At 56.2% G+C, this 13,643-nt stretch carries 10 protein-coding genes and 1 pseudogene; 3 read left to right on the forward strand and 8 right to left on the reverse strand.

Annotated elements, in window-relative coordinates; all coding sequences use genetic code 11:
* Nucleotides 1–616: 616 nt before the first annotated feature.
* On the reverse strand, nucleotides 617–1,468 hold the full coding sequence (locus ACN9M3_RS27725; protein ID WP_426164894.1) for a 2OG-Fe(II) oxygenase: 852 nt from the start codon (nucleotides 1,466–1,468) through the stop codon (nucleotides 617–619).
* 290 nt (nucleotides 1,469–1,758) lie between these two features.
* Here ACN9M3_RS27725 and ACN9M3_RS27730 point away from each other — a divergent pair, with 290 nt between their 5' ends.
* The 3 genes and pseudogenes from ACN9M3_RS27730 (at nucleotide 1,759) to ACN9M3_RS27740 (ending at nucleotide 4,646) form a co-directional block, all read left to right on the forward strand.
* Nucleotides 1,759–3,141: an MBL fold metallo-hydrolase gene (locus ACN9M3_RS27730; RefSeq protein ID WP_426164896.1), complete on the forward strand. Its 1,383-nt coding sequence runs from the start codon at nucleotides 1,759–1,761 to the stop codon at nucleotides 3,139–3,141.
* Nucleotides 3,142–3,406: 265 nt separating this feature from the next.
* Nucleotides 3,407–3,858, forward strand: a pseudogene (locus tag ACN9M3_RS27735) (zinc ribbon domain-containing protein); the annotation flags it as partial.
* A gap of 68 nt (nucleotides 3,859–3,926) precedes the next feature.
* The gene (locus ACN9M3_RS27740; protein ID WP_426164898.1) at nucleotides 3,927–4,646 is read left to right on the forward strand and encodes a substrate-binding periplasmic protein; all 720 of its coding nucleotides are present in this window, start codon (nucleotides 3,927–3,929) and stop codon (nucleotides 4,644–4,646) included.
* Nucleotides 4,647–4,659: 13 nt separating this feature from the next.
* Here the strand turns inward: ACN9M3_RS27740 and ACN9M3_RS27745 are convergent, their stop codons facing one another.
* From ACN9M3_RS27745 to ACN9M3_RS27775, 7 genes are all read right to left on the reverse strand, one after another.
* Entirely contained in the window at nucleotides 4,660–5,625 is a 966-nt protein-coding gene (locus ACN9M3_RS27745) for a hypothetical protein (protein WP_426319271.1), read from the reverse strand.
* A gap of 102 nt (nucleotides 5,626–5,727) precedes the next feature.
* Nucleotides 5,728–7,020 carry a hypothetical protein gene (locus ACN9M3_RS27750; protein ID WP_426164902.1) on the reverse strand — a complete coding sequence of 431 codons (1,293 nt, stop codon included), beginning with the start codon at nucleotides 7,018–7,020 and terminating at the stop codon, nucleotides 5,728–5,730.
* A gap of 166 nt (nucleotides 7,021–7,186) precedes the next feature.
* The gene (locus ACN9M3_RS27755; RefSeq protein ID WP_426319272.1) at nucleotides 7,187–7,450 is read right to left on the reverse strand and encodes a PAAR domain-containing protein; all 264 of its coding nucleotides are present in this window, start codon (nucleotides 7,448–7,450) and stop codon (nucleotides 7,187–7,189) included.
* Nucleotides 7,451–7,463: 13 nt separating this feature from the next.
* Complete coding sequence (locus tag ACN9M3_RS27760) at nucleotides 7,464–8,942, reverse strand: virulence factor (RefSeq protein ID WP_426319273.1); 1,479 nt, start codon at nucleotides 8,940–8,942, stop codon at nucleotides 7,464–7,466.
* Entirely contained in the window at nucleotides 8,939–11,113 is a 2,175-nt protein-coding gene (locus ACN9M3_RS27765) for a T6SS effector phospholipase Tle3 domain-containing protein (RefSeq protein WP_426164908.1), read from the reverse strand. Before ACN9M3_RS27765 ends, ACN9M3_RS27760 begins: the two co-directional genes overlap by 4 nt.
* Nucleotides 11,114–11,147: 34 nt before the next feature.
* Nucleotides 11,148–13,220, reverse strand: a complete 2,073-nt coding sequence (locus ACN9M3_RS27770; RefSeq protein WP_426323870.1) for a DUF2345 domain-containing protein — start codon at nucleotides 13,218–13,220, stop codon at nucleotides 11,148–11,150.
* A 36-nt stretch (nucleotides 13,221–13,256) separates the two neighbouring features.
* Nucleotides 13,257–13,628: a cupin domain-containing protein gene (locus ACN9M3_RS27775; protein ID WP_426164912.1), complete on the reverse strand. Its 372-nt coding sequence runs from the start codon at nucleotides 13,626–13,628 to the stop codon at nucleotides 13,257–13,259.
* Between the last annotated feature and the right edge of the window lie 15 nt (nucleotides 13,629–13,643).

The following is a 13,643-nucleotide window of genomic DNA, read 5'->3' on the forward strand; positions in this document are numbered from 1 at the left end:
TCCAGATGGAAAATTGCCGGCCCAAGCGTTCTGGAGCCGGCAATCTTTCAGCGTTTTTTAGTCACCAGTGTTTGGACAGCAACGAACGTTCCTCGAGGTGCCCGGAGGGCATCTGTCGGACGGCACCGGGCACAGTTCAGTCGGGCACGGGCAATTCGTTGGCAAGGTGTCTGGCTTTGGCTTTTGTTTGGAACCATCTGGATCCTCGTCACCGTCTTCGCTTGCGCCTCCAACAAGCTCCAGCTCACTCAGGGTTAACGTACGCAAGGTACGCTTATTCAACTCAATTTTTTCCATTATTTTAAAAATGATAAATTAATACTCCGCGATATAAGAGTGCCATAACGCACGGTCTACACCGTCAATTATCAGGCACTCCGATATAATCGCAACCTACCCCAAATAAATCTGGGATAGGAATAATAATTATCATTTTAAAAAAAGTAAATACAGGGAGAATGATTTTATCGCAGCAAAAGACTAAATAATTCCAGGCGAAAATATATGCGGATGGCGCCACACCCATTGCACGATGCGCAATAGGCGTACATAAGGCGCCGCCATGTCGCTTTCAATATTTTGGGGGCAAACCTATTTTGTCACCCGTGGCTGGCAATTACTCATGAGCGTACTGGCGAAACCATTTTGTCATTATCCATTTTTCACCGCTTTGCACCGGGTCGCCCGCATGCAGGGTGCCGCATTGCACGGTTGGCGTTGGATAAGAAAAGAAGAGCGCGCTGCCCTTTCTTGGCATCACGCGCACGCCCAAGTTAGCCATAAATGTGGCGCCACCGCGCTCCGGCTGTTTTAAGTAAACGATCAGGGTCGCCAGGCGCTGCCCGCCATTCTGGACCGAATTTTCAAAATATTCGTTACCTTCCAAGAAATAATCATAGTGAGGCTTGAAGCTGCCGTGCGCGCCATAGCGTTGGATCTCCAGCGGCTCGCCCCAAGCCTGCGGCCACCCTGTCAGCGCTTCGATACGCCTCTCTATTGCCATTGGCAGTGGCTGTCGCGCCGCATCCAGCCTGCATGTGTCCGACTTGCGGTAATCATCAAATTGGATGCCGTGCTCGTGATTAGCATGCAGCACCATTGCCGCCTCAAGCGAGTCATGGGCGAGCTCGCACAGGGCGTCGCACTCCTCTTCAGACAGGAAATCATCGAGCAATACCAGACGCGGCGCAAATTGTTCCATTGCGATACGTACCCGGCGATCTGGCAGTTCGACAAACAGATCACCCTTGCCGGTGTCTATGGCGGGCAGGGCCTGCCCATGTAATCTTTCATCGCTGACTGCCTGAAAGTCGTTGGCGCCATGATCGAGCACGGTTTCCACAATGCGCTGCGCGAAATGCGCCGCATATCCCCCGGTTACCACCAAATTCATGACGATTTGGGTAAAGGGAGTGCCTTGGGCATGCAGTTTTTCAATGTGAATTTGCAAGTTTGCAGGGAATTGCACAGGTAACCTTTTTGAATCAATGGAAATGCGCCTGGGTTGCCCTGCTTTGCCTTGGCTAAACCGTATCTTTTTTCGGCATACAACATACGAAAGCGATGCGGCTTATTGAGGCTGAGCATGATAGCGCGTTTTTTTAATTTGTCAACACCATCAATATTAACTTGCAAATAGCAATCTAGTGTTGCAGCAAGACATCCGACAGTGTTCAATTTTATAATTTCCTGATAACATTTTGAGTTTGCCGCGACACTCCCGGCTGAAACAGGGAAAATGCTCACACAAGGAATTAAATGAATTACGCAAGAAAAAATCTATCCCCACACACCGCCTTTCGCCTTATTAATGAAGAACAGGGGGACGTGAGTTCAAAGCTGGGCGTTGTCGTACAGGCGATGGCAAACCTTATTAACGAAAAGGGTGGATTATCCGAGGCAATTTTGGCCGCTGCAGAGTTGCCGAACTTCGAGCGTTTTTTTGAATATGACGCCGCTGCCCCCGCAGCATCGTTTGCCCCGCGTGACAGCCTGCTGTTCCCTCCGCGCTATCCATTGGACACCTTTATCGTTTCGGTAGATGAAAGGCGGGAAGACTCGTTTGCCGAACAGTATTTGATGAAAATGCGAACCCCTGAAGGCGTGAAGATGGTGGCTGACACGCTATTATGGATAGCTGGTGACCAGACTGACGACCCGCCATCGGATGAGTTGATAAAGCGGCTCGACGAGATAGGTTGCTTCAGTGAGGCGGCAGACGAAGCCGACACGATTGCCGCGGCATTCAGTCAGGACGGCATATACAGGCTGCAGCACGCATCACTGCTCTATGTCCATCAAGGGCAATCGGTGCTCATTGATCCAGTGCTGCATACCGTCGGCTATGGCGTTGGCACCGGCGATTTGCGCCTGTTGATCGCCTCGCGCACGTGCTCTGCAATTCTGATCTCGCATTCGCACGGCGATCATTTTGAGCCCTCGTCCCTGGCCTTCTTCCCACGGGATATTCCGATTGTCGTCCCGACAGTCCGACGCACCAACATTCTGACTTCATCGTTTGTTGAACCGCTCAAAGCGATGGGGTTCATTAACATCATTGAGGCCGATTGGTGGAGTAATCCGCTGAACGTCGGGGATATCAAAATCACGGCTTTGCCCTTTTATGGTGAGCAGCCACGCTCGACAGGATATGTGCGCAATCCTGAACTGCGCAACATTGGCAATACGTACTTGATCACAACCCCAACCGACAAGACCTGGGTGGTCGTTGATACGGGCAATGAAGTGGAACACAAGATGGTTCATGTGGCGGAGGCGATAGCGGCCAAGTTCGGAAAAATCCGGCACATTGCCTGCAATCTGGGAAGGTTCACTGCCCATACTCCGCACTATTGTTCGGGCTCAGGCAGTTACTGGGCATGCTTGAGCAACGAGGATATGGCCAATTTTTCGCAACTTCGCTCAGAATGCGTGACCTTGGGGCCCAAAGGTGTCGCGGAAATCATTGCAGCCAGTGGTTGCGAAAGATTCATTCCCTATGCTGACTGGTGGGGCGAAATGGATCAGCCATCCATGCAGCAGGAGAAACTGACAAAGGCATTGCAGGAACAACTCAAGGGCTTGGGGTCCGCTTGCTCAATTGCAGACGTCAACATTGGTGGGGTCGTGAGGTTGCCTTAAGCGCCGGCAACCCATACGCCGATTTGGTCCACCAAATTCGCTAACAAAAGCCCGTGCCAGGCCCAATGCCTGGTGCCGGCGATTCGATGCACGGGTCGATCAGCTCATTGAGCGTCTCGGCCAGGTGCTGGCACCACACAAGCCCCTGGCCAACGCATGTCTTCCGTTTCCGCGTGAAGTCGAAGAATCAGCTGCTGATGCGGCAAGCTTGGCTTCGATTTGAATAAGCTGACCGCCGGCAGCAGCAAAGAGCTGGAGTTACAGCGACCTGCATCGAGAAGGGAACACGTTTCGTTTTGCAATCAGTACGCTCCGTGTGTTCTGCTCGCGTCCGCTTCCCGAAGGGAAAAATCAAGGATGGCAGCTATTTTGCGTAAGATAGCTGGGGCAATTAGTTCCTCAATATTGTGATCGAGTTTGCAGCCCCCCAGGTCTTCCGCTCGACCACGGTGTTGGTATTGACCTCGGCTTGAAGGATGTCGCCATGCCCCGGTACGTGAAAGTGGACGAACGCTTTACCACCCAGACCTGCTCGAATTGCGGAACCCCGATCCACGATCGAGCGCCAAGGTGGGACCGAAAGGTATCGCAGGCCTTGGAATAAGAGAATGGGAATGCAGCGAACGCGGTGTGATACATGAACGAGATCGTGATGCTGCGTTAAACATTCTCCGCCGCGGACGTGCGACGCTGGAAGCAGGAAACCCCAGCCTTTAGTGCGGGGAGGAAGTAAGCATTGCACACAATGCAGTACAACTCAATCAGTGTCCTTGCGACCGCTGCGTATGAAAACGTTTTACCTGCTCGCCCTCGTCTGCTTGCTGTGCGCGCCACATGCATGGGGCGGCGAACTGGTCGTGCTGGTCGACCGTGCGGCCGACATGCCCATGTCGCGCATTGAGAATGGGCGCCTGGCGGACGGCGTCCACAAGATGCTGGGAGAGGCGCTGGCGCGCGGCACAGGGCGCGAGCTGCGCTTCCTGCTGCTGCCGCGCAAGCGCATTGCCAGGGCCTTGCAGCAGGGCGAGGCCGACATCCTGTGCGGCTATACGCCGGAATGGATCGAAGGGGACTATCTATGGACGGAGCCGGTGTTCACGGCAGAGGAAGTGCTGGTTACTGACGCCCGCCAACCGCAACCGCATTCCATCGCCGACCTGCGCGGACAGGCCATCGGCACCATCCTAGGCTACCAGCATCCTGAAATCGAAAAGGTCCTGGGCGCCGGCTTTGTACGGGACGATTCGCCCAATATGGAGACCAATCTCGAGAAGCTGGCGCGCGGCCGGGTGCACCATGTGCTGATCGCGCGCGCTGTCCTCGAATACCGGCAGCGCCTGCGGGCCTTTCCACTGAACCTGCACCCGCCCCTGACCGCAGCGAGCTTCACGACCCGCTGCGCGGTCTCGCGCAAGGGCCATCTCAGCCTGGGAGAAGCCAACCGTGCGATCGCTGCCGCAGCCAGGGACGGCACGCTCGCGCGCATCCTGGCCCAGTTCCGCTAGGGCCTGTGCAGCATCACATGCCGACGTTCTTCAACTCTTCCGGCAGCAGGTAGGTATAGCTCTTCGGATCGAACATCACCTTCCAGGTTTTCGCCGGGACCTGGGCACCGCCCTGCATGCCCGCCTTGCGTGTGATGTACAGCGGGGTAAAGGTCGAATCGCTGACCGGGTCGGTGCGATAAGACCATTGCAGCTGGGTGCAACGCGGCGGAACGATCTCGAACTCCTCCTCCGCCTCCTCGCTCGAGGCTTCCTGCGCGGTTTCACCTTCGGCCGGAGCAGCCTTTTTTTCGGCCTTGGCTTTTTCCCAGTCAGCGTACTGGCTTTCGGTTTCCTTGCAATCGCCTCCGCCCAGGACCTGGAATGCCGCAGTGAACTCGGTCAGCACCGCGATCTGTTCGTTGCGCGGCGCCAGGACCACGTTCCTGGTAGTGGTGAAATGTTCGCCCACGCCAGATTCATAGGAGCTGGTCTTCACCACCCATCCCCATACATCAGCACTCAAGGCCTCGAAATGCACGCGCTCCGGAGTCACCGGATCGACATCGCTCGGGCGGCGCGGATCGCTGTATTCATACAGCTGGCCGTCGCGGTAGCGCAGTTGGAACACGCCGTAGAATGAATCGTCCTCGTCCTTGTTTGCGATGGCACGGCCGCTGGTGACCAGGTAGAGCTCATCACCCTCCTTGCCGTCCACCTTCTTTTGCTGCACCACGGTCACGAGGTAAGTGACGTGACTCGTTTCATCGACATACAGCCAGCCTTGCTGGGATTCCGAGTACTTGCCATAGTTGCGCGTCATGACGCCGTCGATGGCCTCGTTCGCGTCGAAGGTGCGCGGCGCCTGCGGCTTGGATTGCAGCGCCATCACGGCGATCAACACCGAGAACAGTAGCCCGACTGCGGCAAAGATGTAGATGGCGATGCGGCCCAGTTTCCTGGTGCGCTTTGGTTGTTCCGGGGTAGTGGCTTCTTCCATGTTGTAACATTGCAATATTAGTAGAAGCGCAATTATACAAAAGCCAAAGAAACATGATTTCAGCCGTGCGCGGCTGACTGTTCCCTACGCATCCTGCCCACCTCAGTCGGAATAGCCTTGCGGCTCCGGTCCTGCATCGTGGCGCAATCCCCACCAAGGCAGGAATGCGTTGCCCCCGCCGCGGGCTCGGAACCACGGCGCGTTCGGATCGATCGGGCGTACCTTGGCGGGTGGGCTCACCACGACTGCCGTTGGCTGTTCGGCGTCGGTGGTGCCTGCCACCAGCACGTGCTTGCCCAGGTGATTGGCGTAGGCGATGCCAAGTGCAACGTTGGTCAGCGCCGTGCCAGCCCCCATCTCGCCCAATAGGGCCGAAGTATTGAAGGCCTGCTTCTTGAAATCGAAGTCCACCAACTCAGTGGTGAGTGTTTGAGCCAAGGCGCTGATGCGTTCAGAAGAAGCAGAGTGAGTCTTGTTGGCATCATGAATGACGTAGCCAATGTCGCCATTTAGCTTGCCAACGTTACGTGCCGCGGCTTCCATAGTCGCCCTCCAAGCCTGGACTTCGCGAGACGGCTGTCCTTCCTGGCCTTCGAAGTCCACCACGTTCGTGGCGGCCGGATGGCCAATCCAAGCCAGCGGTGCACGCTCCGTCTTGTAGTTCGGACCAGCGAGCACCAGCAGCACCATATTCTCGTTAATCTGCGCGTCTTTTGGCGGGAAGCTCGGGGCGTCCCAGTTCATCACCCAGACCGTTTCGTTTGGGTGCGCTTGCAAATAGTCGAGACCAGCGGCCAACGATGTGAATCCAGCATTGGCACCGCCCATCGTTACACGTACGTCTGGCGGGGTACTCCGGCTCCATGCGGCGGGGAAGTTAGGATTGCCAATATCAAACGTATCAACGATGCGCTCTCGTGTGTAGGTTGCCGCCTCGATTGGATCCAGGCGCCCCTCGGGCAATGCATACTCGACGTGAATGCCAGCCAATTCTCGCCACGTTTTCTTGTCCTTTAAGGAGTGGACATTATAAAAATATGTCGAACTTGAAAAGTAATTCTTGTGAAATCTTAGCGTCAGTGAATCAACGTACTTGTGATGAAATCCATTGAAGGTTTCCACCCCATCATTACCGCTCGCGATAATGCCTATCGCCCGGAGCTCCGAGAATGACTTGGGATCTGACTTAACCATGTCATCGTCGTTGTTAGGCTGAACAAGCCCCAAGGTCCAAAGCAATTGCCACTCGGTCGGATAATCCCGCCGTTGCAGCAGGTTAAGCCATTGCAGCCCAACGACTTGTGCCTGAAATGGTTTGGCTTCCTGCAGCGCCCCCATCGCGGCGGCAGGCTCAGACCGGGTCGTACTGCACGCGCCAAGGTTAAGCAATGCCATGACACTCGTGCTAAAGAGGGCAGGCAAAAGTAAGAATCGATTCATAGTCAGCATCTGTTGGGAAAAGGGCGACGACTGGATAGTCACCTTGGCTGCACTGCCACCGATACTCCCCTGCCGCAACTACTTCGCGCACAAAATCTGCCGCGACAATGCACTGCCCACGTTATCCGCGGGTGCTCTTCGGGGCAGTGGTGATAAGGGTCGCGCCACAGCTGGTTTTATGACCGTCAAATGCCACTGGCACACCGTCGATCAGCACTTTGGGGTCACCTTCAACAATCACGCAAACGCCATGACCAGGCACTGGGCAGGTACAGCTGTCACCCTTGCGGGCGACAGCGATTCCATGGACCTTGGAATTAGGTGATGCACTGATGACGATGCCACCATGGCTGGTGGGGTCGTTCAGGCGGATCACGCCGCGCATGTGACGGCCTTACTCATCGCGAATAGCCTTGCGAGCCAGGCTTGGCGTCGTGACGCAGTCCCCACCAAGGCAGGAATGCGCTGCCGCCACCCCGAGCCCGGAACCAAGGAGCGTTTAGATCGATTGGCCGCACTTTGGCAGGCGGGCTTACAACGACTGCTGTCGGCTGTTCCGCGTTGGTTGTACCAGCGACCAGCACGTTCTTGCCAATATGATTGGCGTAAGCAATACCAAGTGCGACATTGGTTAGCGCCGTGCCGGCGCCCATTTCGCCCAGCAGCGCAGGAGTATTGAAGGTCTGCTTCGTGAAATCGAAATCCACCAGTTCAGTCGTCAGGGTTTGAGCCAGTGCGCCGATACGCTCGGATGAGGCGGAATGGGTATTGTTGGCGTCATGAATAACGTAGCCGATATCGCTATCCTGCTTGCCGACGTTCCGAGCGGCGGTTTCGACTACTGCCTTCCAAGCTTGGATCTGGCGCGGCGGCTGGCCTTTTTGCGCTTCAAAGTCCGCCACTTTTTGCGTGGCAGGGTAACCGATCCAGGCCAGTGGCGCGCGCTCAGTGCTGTAGTCTGGGCCAGCAAGAACCAAAAGCACCATGTTTTCGTTTATCTGCTCGTCTTTCGGCGGAAAGCTCGGGGCATCCCAGTTCATCACCCAGACTGTTTCGTTTGGATGTGCTTGTAGGTAGTCGAGACCTGCAGCCAGCGAAGTGAAACCGGCGTTGGGGCCGCCCATCGTTACGCGTACGTCAGGTGGCGTGTCGCGGTTCCATGCTTTGGGAAAGTTCGGGTTTCCAATGTCAAACGTATCAATAATGCGTTCCCGCGTGTATGTTGCGGCCTCGATCGGATTCAAGCGACCTTCTGGCAGCGCATACTCGACGTGGATACCAGCCAACTCACGCCATGTCTTCTTGTCTGTGAGCGAATGGGCGTTGTAAAAATACGTTGGACTGGAAAAATAGATGTCGTGAAAGAGCTCGGTAAGGGCATCAACGTACTTGTGATGATATCCCTTGAATGACTCCCTTCCATTATTGCCCGAGGCGATAATTCCTATCGCTTGAACCTTCGAGAATTTCTCAGGCTTTAATTTAACCATGTCATCGTCCTTGTTAGGCTGCACAAGCCCTAAGGTCCAAAGTAATTGCCACTCGGTCGGATAATCCCGCCTCTGCAGCGGGTTAAGCCATTGAAGGCCAACGACTTGAGCCATAAAGGGCTTTACTAAATTTGGTACCGCCGACTCAGCCGCTGCGGGCACCGGCTGGGCGGCTGCATGTGTGCCGAGGCTTAACAAAGCCAGTACGCCAGCTCCAAACAAGGCGGGAAAAACCAAGAAACGTTTCATAAGGTCACCATCAGATAGCAAATTTGGCGAGGATTCAGCGGCTCCTCTCGTAATTACGAAGGCCGCAATGACTGCAAGAACAAAGGCGAATAAGGCACAGGCGACTCGGCGCGTACGCGTCTCAGACAGAAATTTCATTGTGCCCCCTTGGGTACTTTGGCAAAGAAGCCTCGTTGATTAACGATCTTAATAGGCATGCTGCCTTCAGGATCGTTTTCCGCCCAAGTGTGAACAGCTAATTTCTTGAACTTCCCTAATTCAAAATATTCCTTGAATCGCTTGTTAGAATTATCGTCATCAAGACCACGAAGGAATCGCCAGTCTGCAGCCTTTCGTAACTCGGTAAAATCTACTGCTTTGATATAGCAAGCGCCAACTGCCACGTCGTAGGCAAGCGCCTTTTGTGCATGCATGCCGTTAGTCATAATCGTCGAATGGTCTGTCGCATGTGTGTCGATGTTATCAGCCAGGCTCTCTTTGATTTTCTTGGTGCGCCAAGCATTGTATTCTGCACTGGCAGTACTTGGATCGTCTTCTTCCATCACTTGATCTCCATTTTTATAGAGGCCCTCCCGTTTCGCCTGCATGCGTAGCATGGCATGGTGCTCATAACGCAAGCCGGCCTCGGAAGACTGATCACCTTCTGCCGTATCGGTACCCTTGCGTGTCGAACCCTCTGAGCCACCACGCGGAATGGTCCGGTCGCCAGCATAAGCGTCACCTTCGTTGCGTTCACGATTCTTGTCGCGCGAGTCGCCCGGAGCATCGTAGCTCTGATCGAAGTCGGCGCACGGCTGGCCAAAACGCAGCGCAACTGGCAAGAACGAATCTGGCAGGTTTGGTGCGGTAAGTGGCGTCTTCCAGTTTTCTGGCGGGCTGCCATTGATGCGTGTACGAGCCAGCGATGTTGCTACCACTACCAACGGAGCGCTTACAAGCGTCATCACTTTGCCAAAAATATTCGTGTTGGCCGCAAGGCCTTTTGAAATGGAATATTTTGCTATCGGCGAAGGCGGGTGCCAGAACTCCTTAATGCCGCGGTCTTTCATCGCCTGTGCAAAGTCGTATTGCCCCTGCTCACCAACTTTGAATCCTTGCGCGAACACCCTTTGACTGAACACACCGTGGCCGCTGGTGGCATTGATCTCTTGCTGGCTCAGGCCACGCCAGCCTATGCCTTGAATGGTGGAGGATGAAATTACTTGGTCGTGCGGATTGAAATACAGGGTTACGCGTCCAAACGTTGTCAATTTGTCGCCATAGCCATACTTGTTACGGTCGCTTCGCGCATCGAAACCATGCGCTTCGTTTTTCATGAGTTCATCAACGACAGATGCTGGTTGCTCGTATGCCGCCTGCTTCCGTATGATGTCAAAGAAGGCGGCCAGCGTCTTGTAGCGGGCCTCGCCACTTGTACGCCCCCTACGCCCCTCTTCGTCTTTCATCCCGCGCTCGGCCCAGGTCTGGGTAGCGTTCTCTTGCAATAAGCTGTAAGGCGGATTGCACAGCACGTAGGTATCTGCTACGCAGTTGCCAGTTTTACCGGTCGCGTCACTGACGGGATCGAGCCGATCACCGAGAAATGCAGCCGCAATGCCGATCATATTGCCTTGGCTATGGCAGACGATAGTAATCGGGGTATCGGCCTGCTTCTTACGGATCGATTCGACCAGCTTCGCCAGGCGCAACGCGGCCAGCACGTAGTAAGGCCGGGGTGGGCAGGAATACACCAGTCGATCATTGGTCGGGTTCATGTGTTGGATGTGCAGCCACAGAAACAGAGTGTCGTCGATGCCGCTTCCCCATAGGTCGGGCAGCGATGTGCACCCGTTGGCAAATGGCCCACCTCCCCAATAGTTCTTTTCATTGAGGTAAATGGAATCGCCAAACTTCTGCAGTTCTTCGCTGCTAGCCTTATACCCCCAGCGGAAGTGAATCACCGGAGAGAAACTACCCGCACAATCAACAAAAGAATTTTCGTTCAGCTCGGGATTAATGAACCCATCCGGCGTCAACTCCTCCATATATTTGGCTGGCCGTAGCTGGCCGCCTTCCGGCGTAGCATGAACAATCTGTCCCTCATTGCGTTTGAGGCGGTCGTTCAGGCCTTTGCAGATGCCATCTTCCGTCTGCGTGTACCACTCGCCATCGGAATTCACTCCGTGCACGAAAATGGTAATGCCCGGCAGCGGCATCTGGGCGATCACGTCGAGGTGTTTGGGGTCGACCAGGCAGACGCCACTCTTGGCGCCGACGATCAGGTTACACGGGTCCTCAACCGGACCGTCAAAAGTTAATGGCTTCGTCATTGATGCGATTTCCTGGCTGATACGGGAGTGCACTTCATTTGCGCGGACGATAGAAAATGGCCTTGATCTGCTGCAGGCGGTCGGCGACGATCTTTTCGCCGGTACCGGCACCATCGCTGACGCCCTTCATCGCGCTGTCGCCGACGCGCTCGACGTGCAGCTGCATGCCTTCCACCGGCTTGCCGTCGGTGGCGCGCAGCAGGCGTGGCACGCGGCCAAAATCGCCCGATTCAAACTTGGGCAGCTCGGTCGCGGCGCTTGCGGGACCGTTCCAGTGGTGGCCATCCGTTTTCACGGTGAGTGGTCCCGGACCGCCGATTTCGGCATTGCCGCCTTTCAGCGTCAAATAGGCGCCACCACTCACCATCAAGGTCACTTCTTCTTCGGCCATGATGATCAGGCGCTTGGCAGCGGTGACCTTGATGTCCTTGGCCGAATTGATCTGCATGTCATCCAGTTGGCTTTGGAGCAGGAACTTGCCCTTGTGCGCCACCTGGGTGATGCCGTCCATGTGCGAGAACAGCGAAATGCCCTTCCCCGCATTGAGATTGAAGCGTTGGCCGCTCGTGAACTGCATATGCTGCTGGGCCACCGTGTCGACGTTCACGCCGGCGTAGCTGACCAGCGTTTTCGGTGTACTGAGCGCGATTCCGGCCGGCGCCGTCATGCTCAGCGTCGGCTTGCCGCCGTCGCGCTGGCGATCGGTATTGCTGCCGCCGGCGGCGGCGTCCACATGGTCTTTGAGTTCCGCTTGCGGCTCGGCATCCAGCGCAAGGCCCTGGTGTTCGGCGGCGTACTGGCCAAGGGACTTGAACAGGTCGAGGCAGTCCTGCATCAGGGCCAGGTGTTCGTCGCTGCTTAGCTGGTTGCCGCAGGCGTCCAGCCGCTTCCAGGCGGAGATCAGGAGCGACTTGGCGGTACGAATGGCGCCGCTGTCGTTGGTGGCCAGCTCGAAGCCCTCGCCGCGCGGGTCGGCTTCGCCGTCGCAGCGCGGATGGGTCAGATAACCGAGGTTCAACTGGCTGTGTCCATGTTCACTGGCCAATTGGGCGCTGATCTGGCCGGGCGTATCGTCCATGCGCAACTGGTTATAGCGCTGCGCCTTGACCTCTTTGCTCTTGATGCCGGACAGGTATTTGTCGCCGGGCAGTCGGCTGCGGTGGCTGAATGATGGCGGGTTGGTCTTGCCGCCATGTACGCGGCCGATGATCAGTGGCTTGTCCGGGTCGCCGCCGAGGAAGACGCAGATCACTTCGTCGCCGGCGCGCGGGAGGGAGATCGCGCCATACTGGGCGCTGGCCCAGCCGCTGGCCACGCGCACCCAGGCCGAATCGCGCTCGCTGTCGGACGCGCCGGCGCCGTTGGCGTGCTCATGGTCTTCGTTGCGGCAGCCGGCAAAGCGGATCTTGACGCGGCCCAGCGCATCGCAGTGGATTTCTTCGTTGACGGGGCCGACCACCGTCACGCTCTGCGCCTCGGTGCGCGGCAGATCGATGCGTGGGTCGTAGCGCGGCACGATGGGAATGCCGCGCCTCATGCAAGTAAAGCGATTGGTGTAGCGCACGCCGCGTTCGGCACTGGCCTGCTCCATGCCATTGCTGTCGGTACGCCAGTGATTGAGCGCGAACAGCCGGCGCACGCGGTCGTCGAATGCTTTGGGCAGGTTGTTTTCGGCCTCCACACGCAGTTCGGTGATGACAAACTCACGCTGCTCTTCCGAATGCGACTCCAGCTCCGGATGGCCGCTCACACGATTCCACTGGCCTACGCACATATTGCGGTCGCTGCCCTCGCCCTGGAAGAACTTGGACTCGTATTCATGCCGTTGCATGCGCAGGGTGCCCAGGCTACGGTAATCGGCGTCGTTGTCACCCGCATGCGGCACATCGACCAGGTAATCATCAAGGCCACTGGCGAACTGGTTGCCAAGCTTGCCCTGGTCAGCCTCGCTGAGGTTCTGGCTACCCATGGACCAGGCCTGGGCGTAATCCCAACTGCGGCGGCTCACGCTGCCGGCGCTCAGTTGCCGCACTGCGTGCCATGTCGTGATGGTGTCGCGCTGTTCGGTACCGTTGTCACGGTGGTAGCGAATGGGGCACGATTGAATTTTTTACATTGACAAGGTGCGGTCTGTCACTTTCTTTCAGACCGGACGCAACTGATCGGCAAGGCTCCGCGTTTTTGTCGTAACTTCGGTACCGGTATGAAGCGTCGATTTTCGTTCGATCAGCATGATATGGCACTCCTCAACAGCGACGGGATTGTGCCTGACGCCTTTCGGAACGACGAAAGCCTCCCCTTCACGGAGCACCACCGTTCTGTCTTCCATCTCGATAGTTAAAGAGCCTTTGAGAATATAAAAAAGCTCGTCCTCGTTATCGTGGCTGTGCCAGGTGAGCGAGCCAAGTACCTTGGCAACTTTGACGAACGAGTCGTCCAGTTCTGCCACTACGCGGGGCGACCAGTGTTCAGTAAGGCCTGCCGCGATCTGGTTCGGAGAGACAACGTTGGTCATTGCATACCTCATTTA

Origin of the sequence: Pseudoduganella sp. R-43, from assembly GCF_049913255.1 — a bacterium.
GTDB lineage: Bacteria > Pseudomonadota > Gammaproteobacteria > Burkholderiales > Burkholderiaceae_D > Rugamonas.

Coding starts and splice junctions, on each gene's coding strand:
- ACN9M3_RS27730 (WP_426164896.1), top strand. CDS start 1,759: ATGAATTACGCAAGAAAAAATCTATCCCCACACACCGCCTTTCGCCTT.
- ACN9M3_RS27760 (WP_426319273.1), bottom strand. CDS start 8,942: ATGAAATTTCTGTCTGAGACGCGTACGCGCCGAGTCGCCTGTGCCTTA.
- ACN9M3_RS27775 (WP_426164912.1), bottom strand. CDS start 13,628: ATGACCAACGTTGTCTCTCCGAACCAGATCGCGGCAGGCCTTACTGAA.
- ACN9M3_RS27750 (WP_426164902.1), bottom strand. CDS start 7,020: ATGGCATTGCTTAACCTTGGCGCGTGCAGTACGACCCGGTCTGAGCCT.
- ACN9M3_RS27765 (WP_426164908.1), bottom strand. CDS start 11,113: ATGACGAAGCCATTAACTTTTGACGGTCCGGTTGAGGACCCGTGTAAC.
- ACN9M3_RS27755 (WP_426319272.1), bottom strand. CDS start 7,450: ATGCGCGGCGTGATCCGCCTGAACGACCCCACCAGCCATGGTGGCATC.
- ACN9M3_RS27740 (WP_426164898.1), top strand. CDS start 3,927: ATGAAAACGTTTTACCTGCTCGCCCTCGTCTGCTTGCTGTGCGCGCCA.
- ACN9M3_RS27745 (WP_426319271.1), bottom strand. CDS start 5,625: ATGGAAGAAGCCACTACCCCGGAACAACCAAAGCGCACCAGGAAACTG.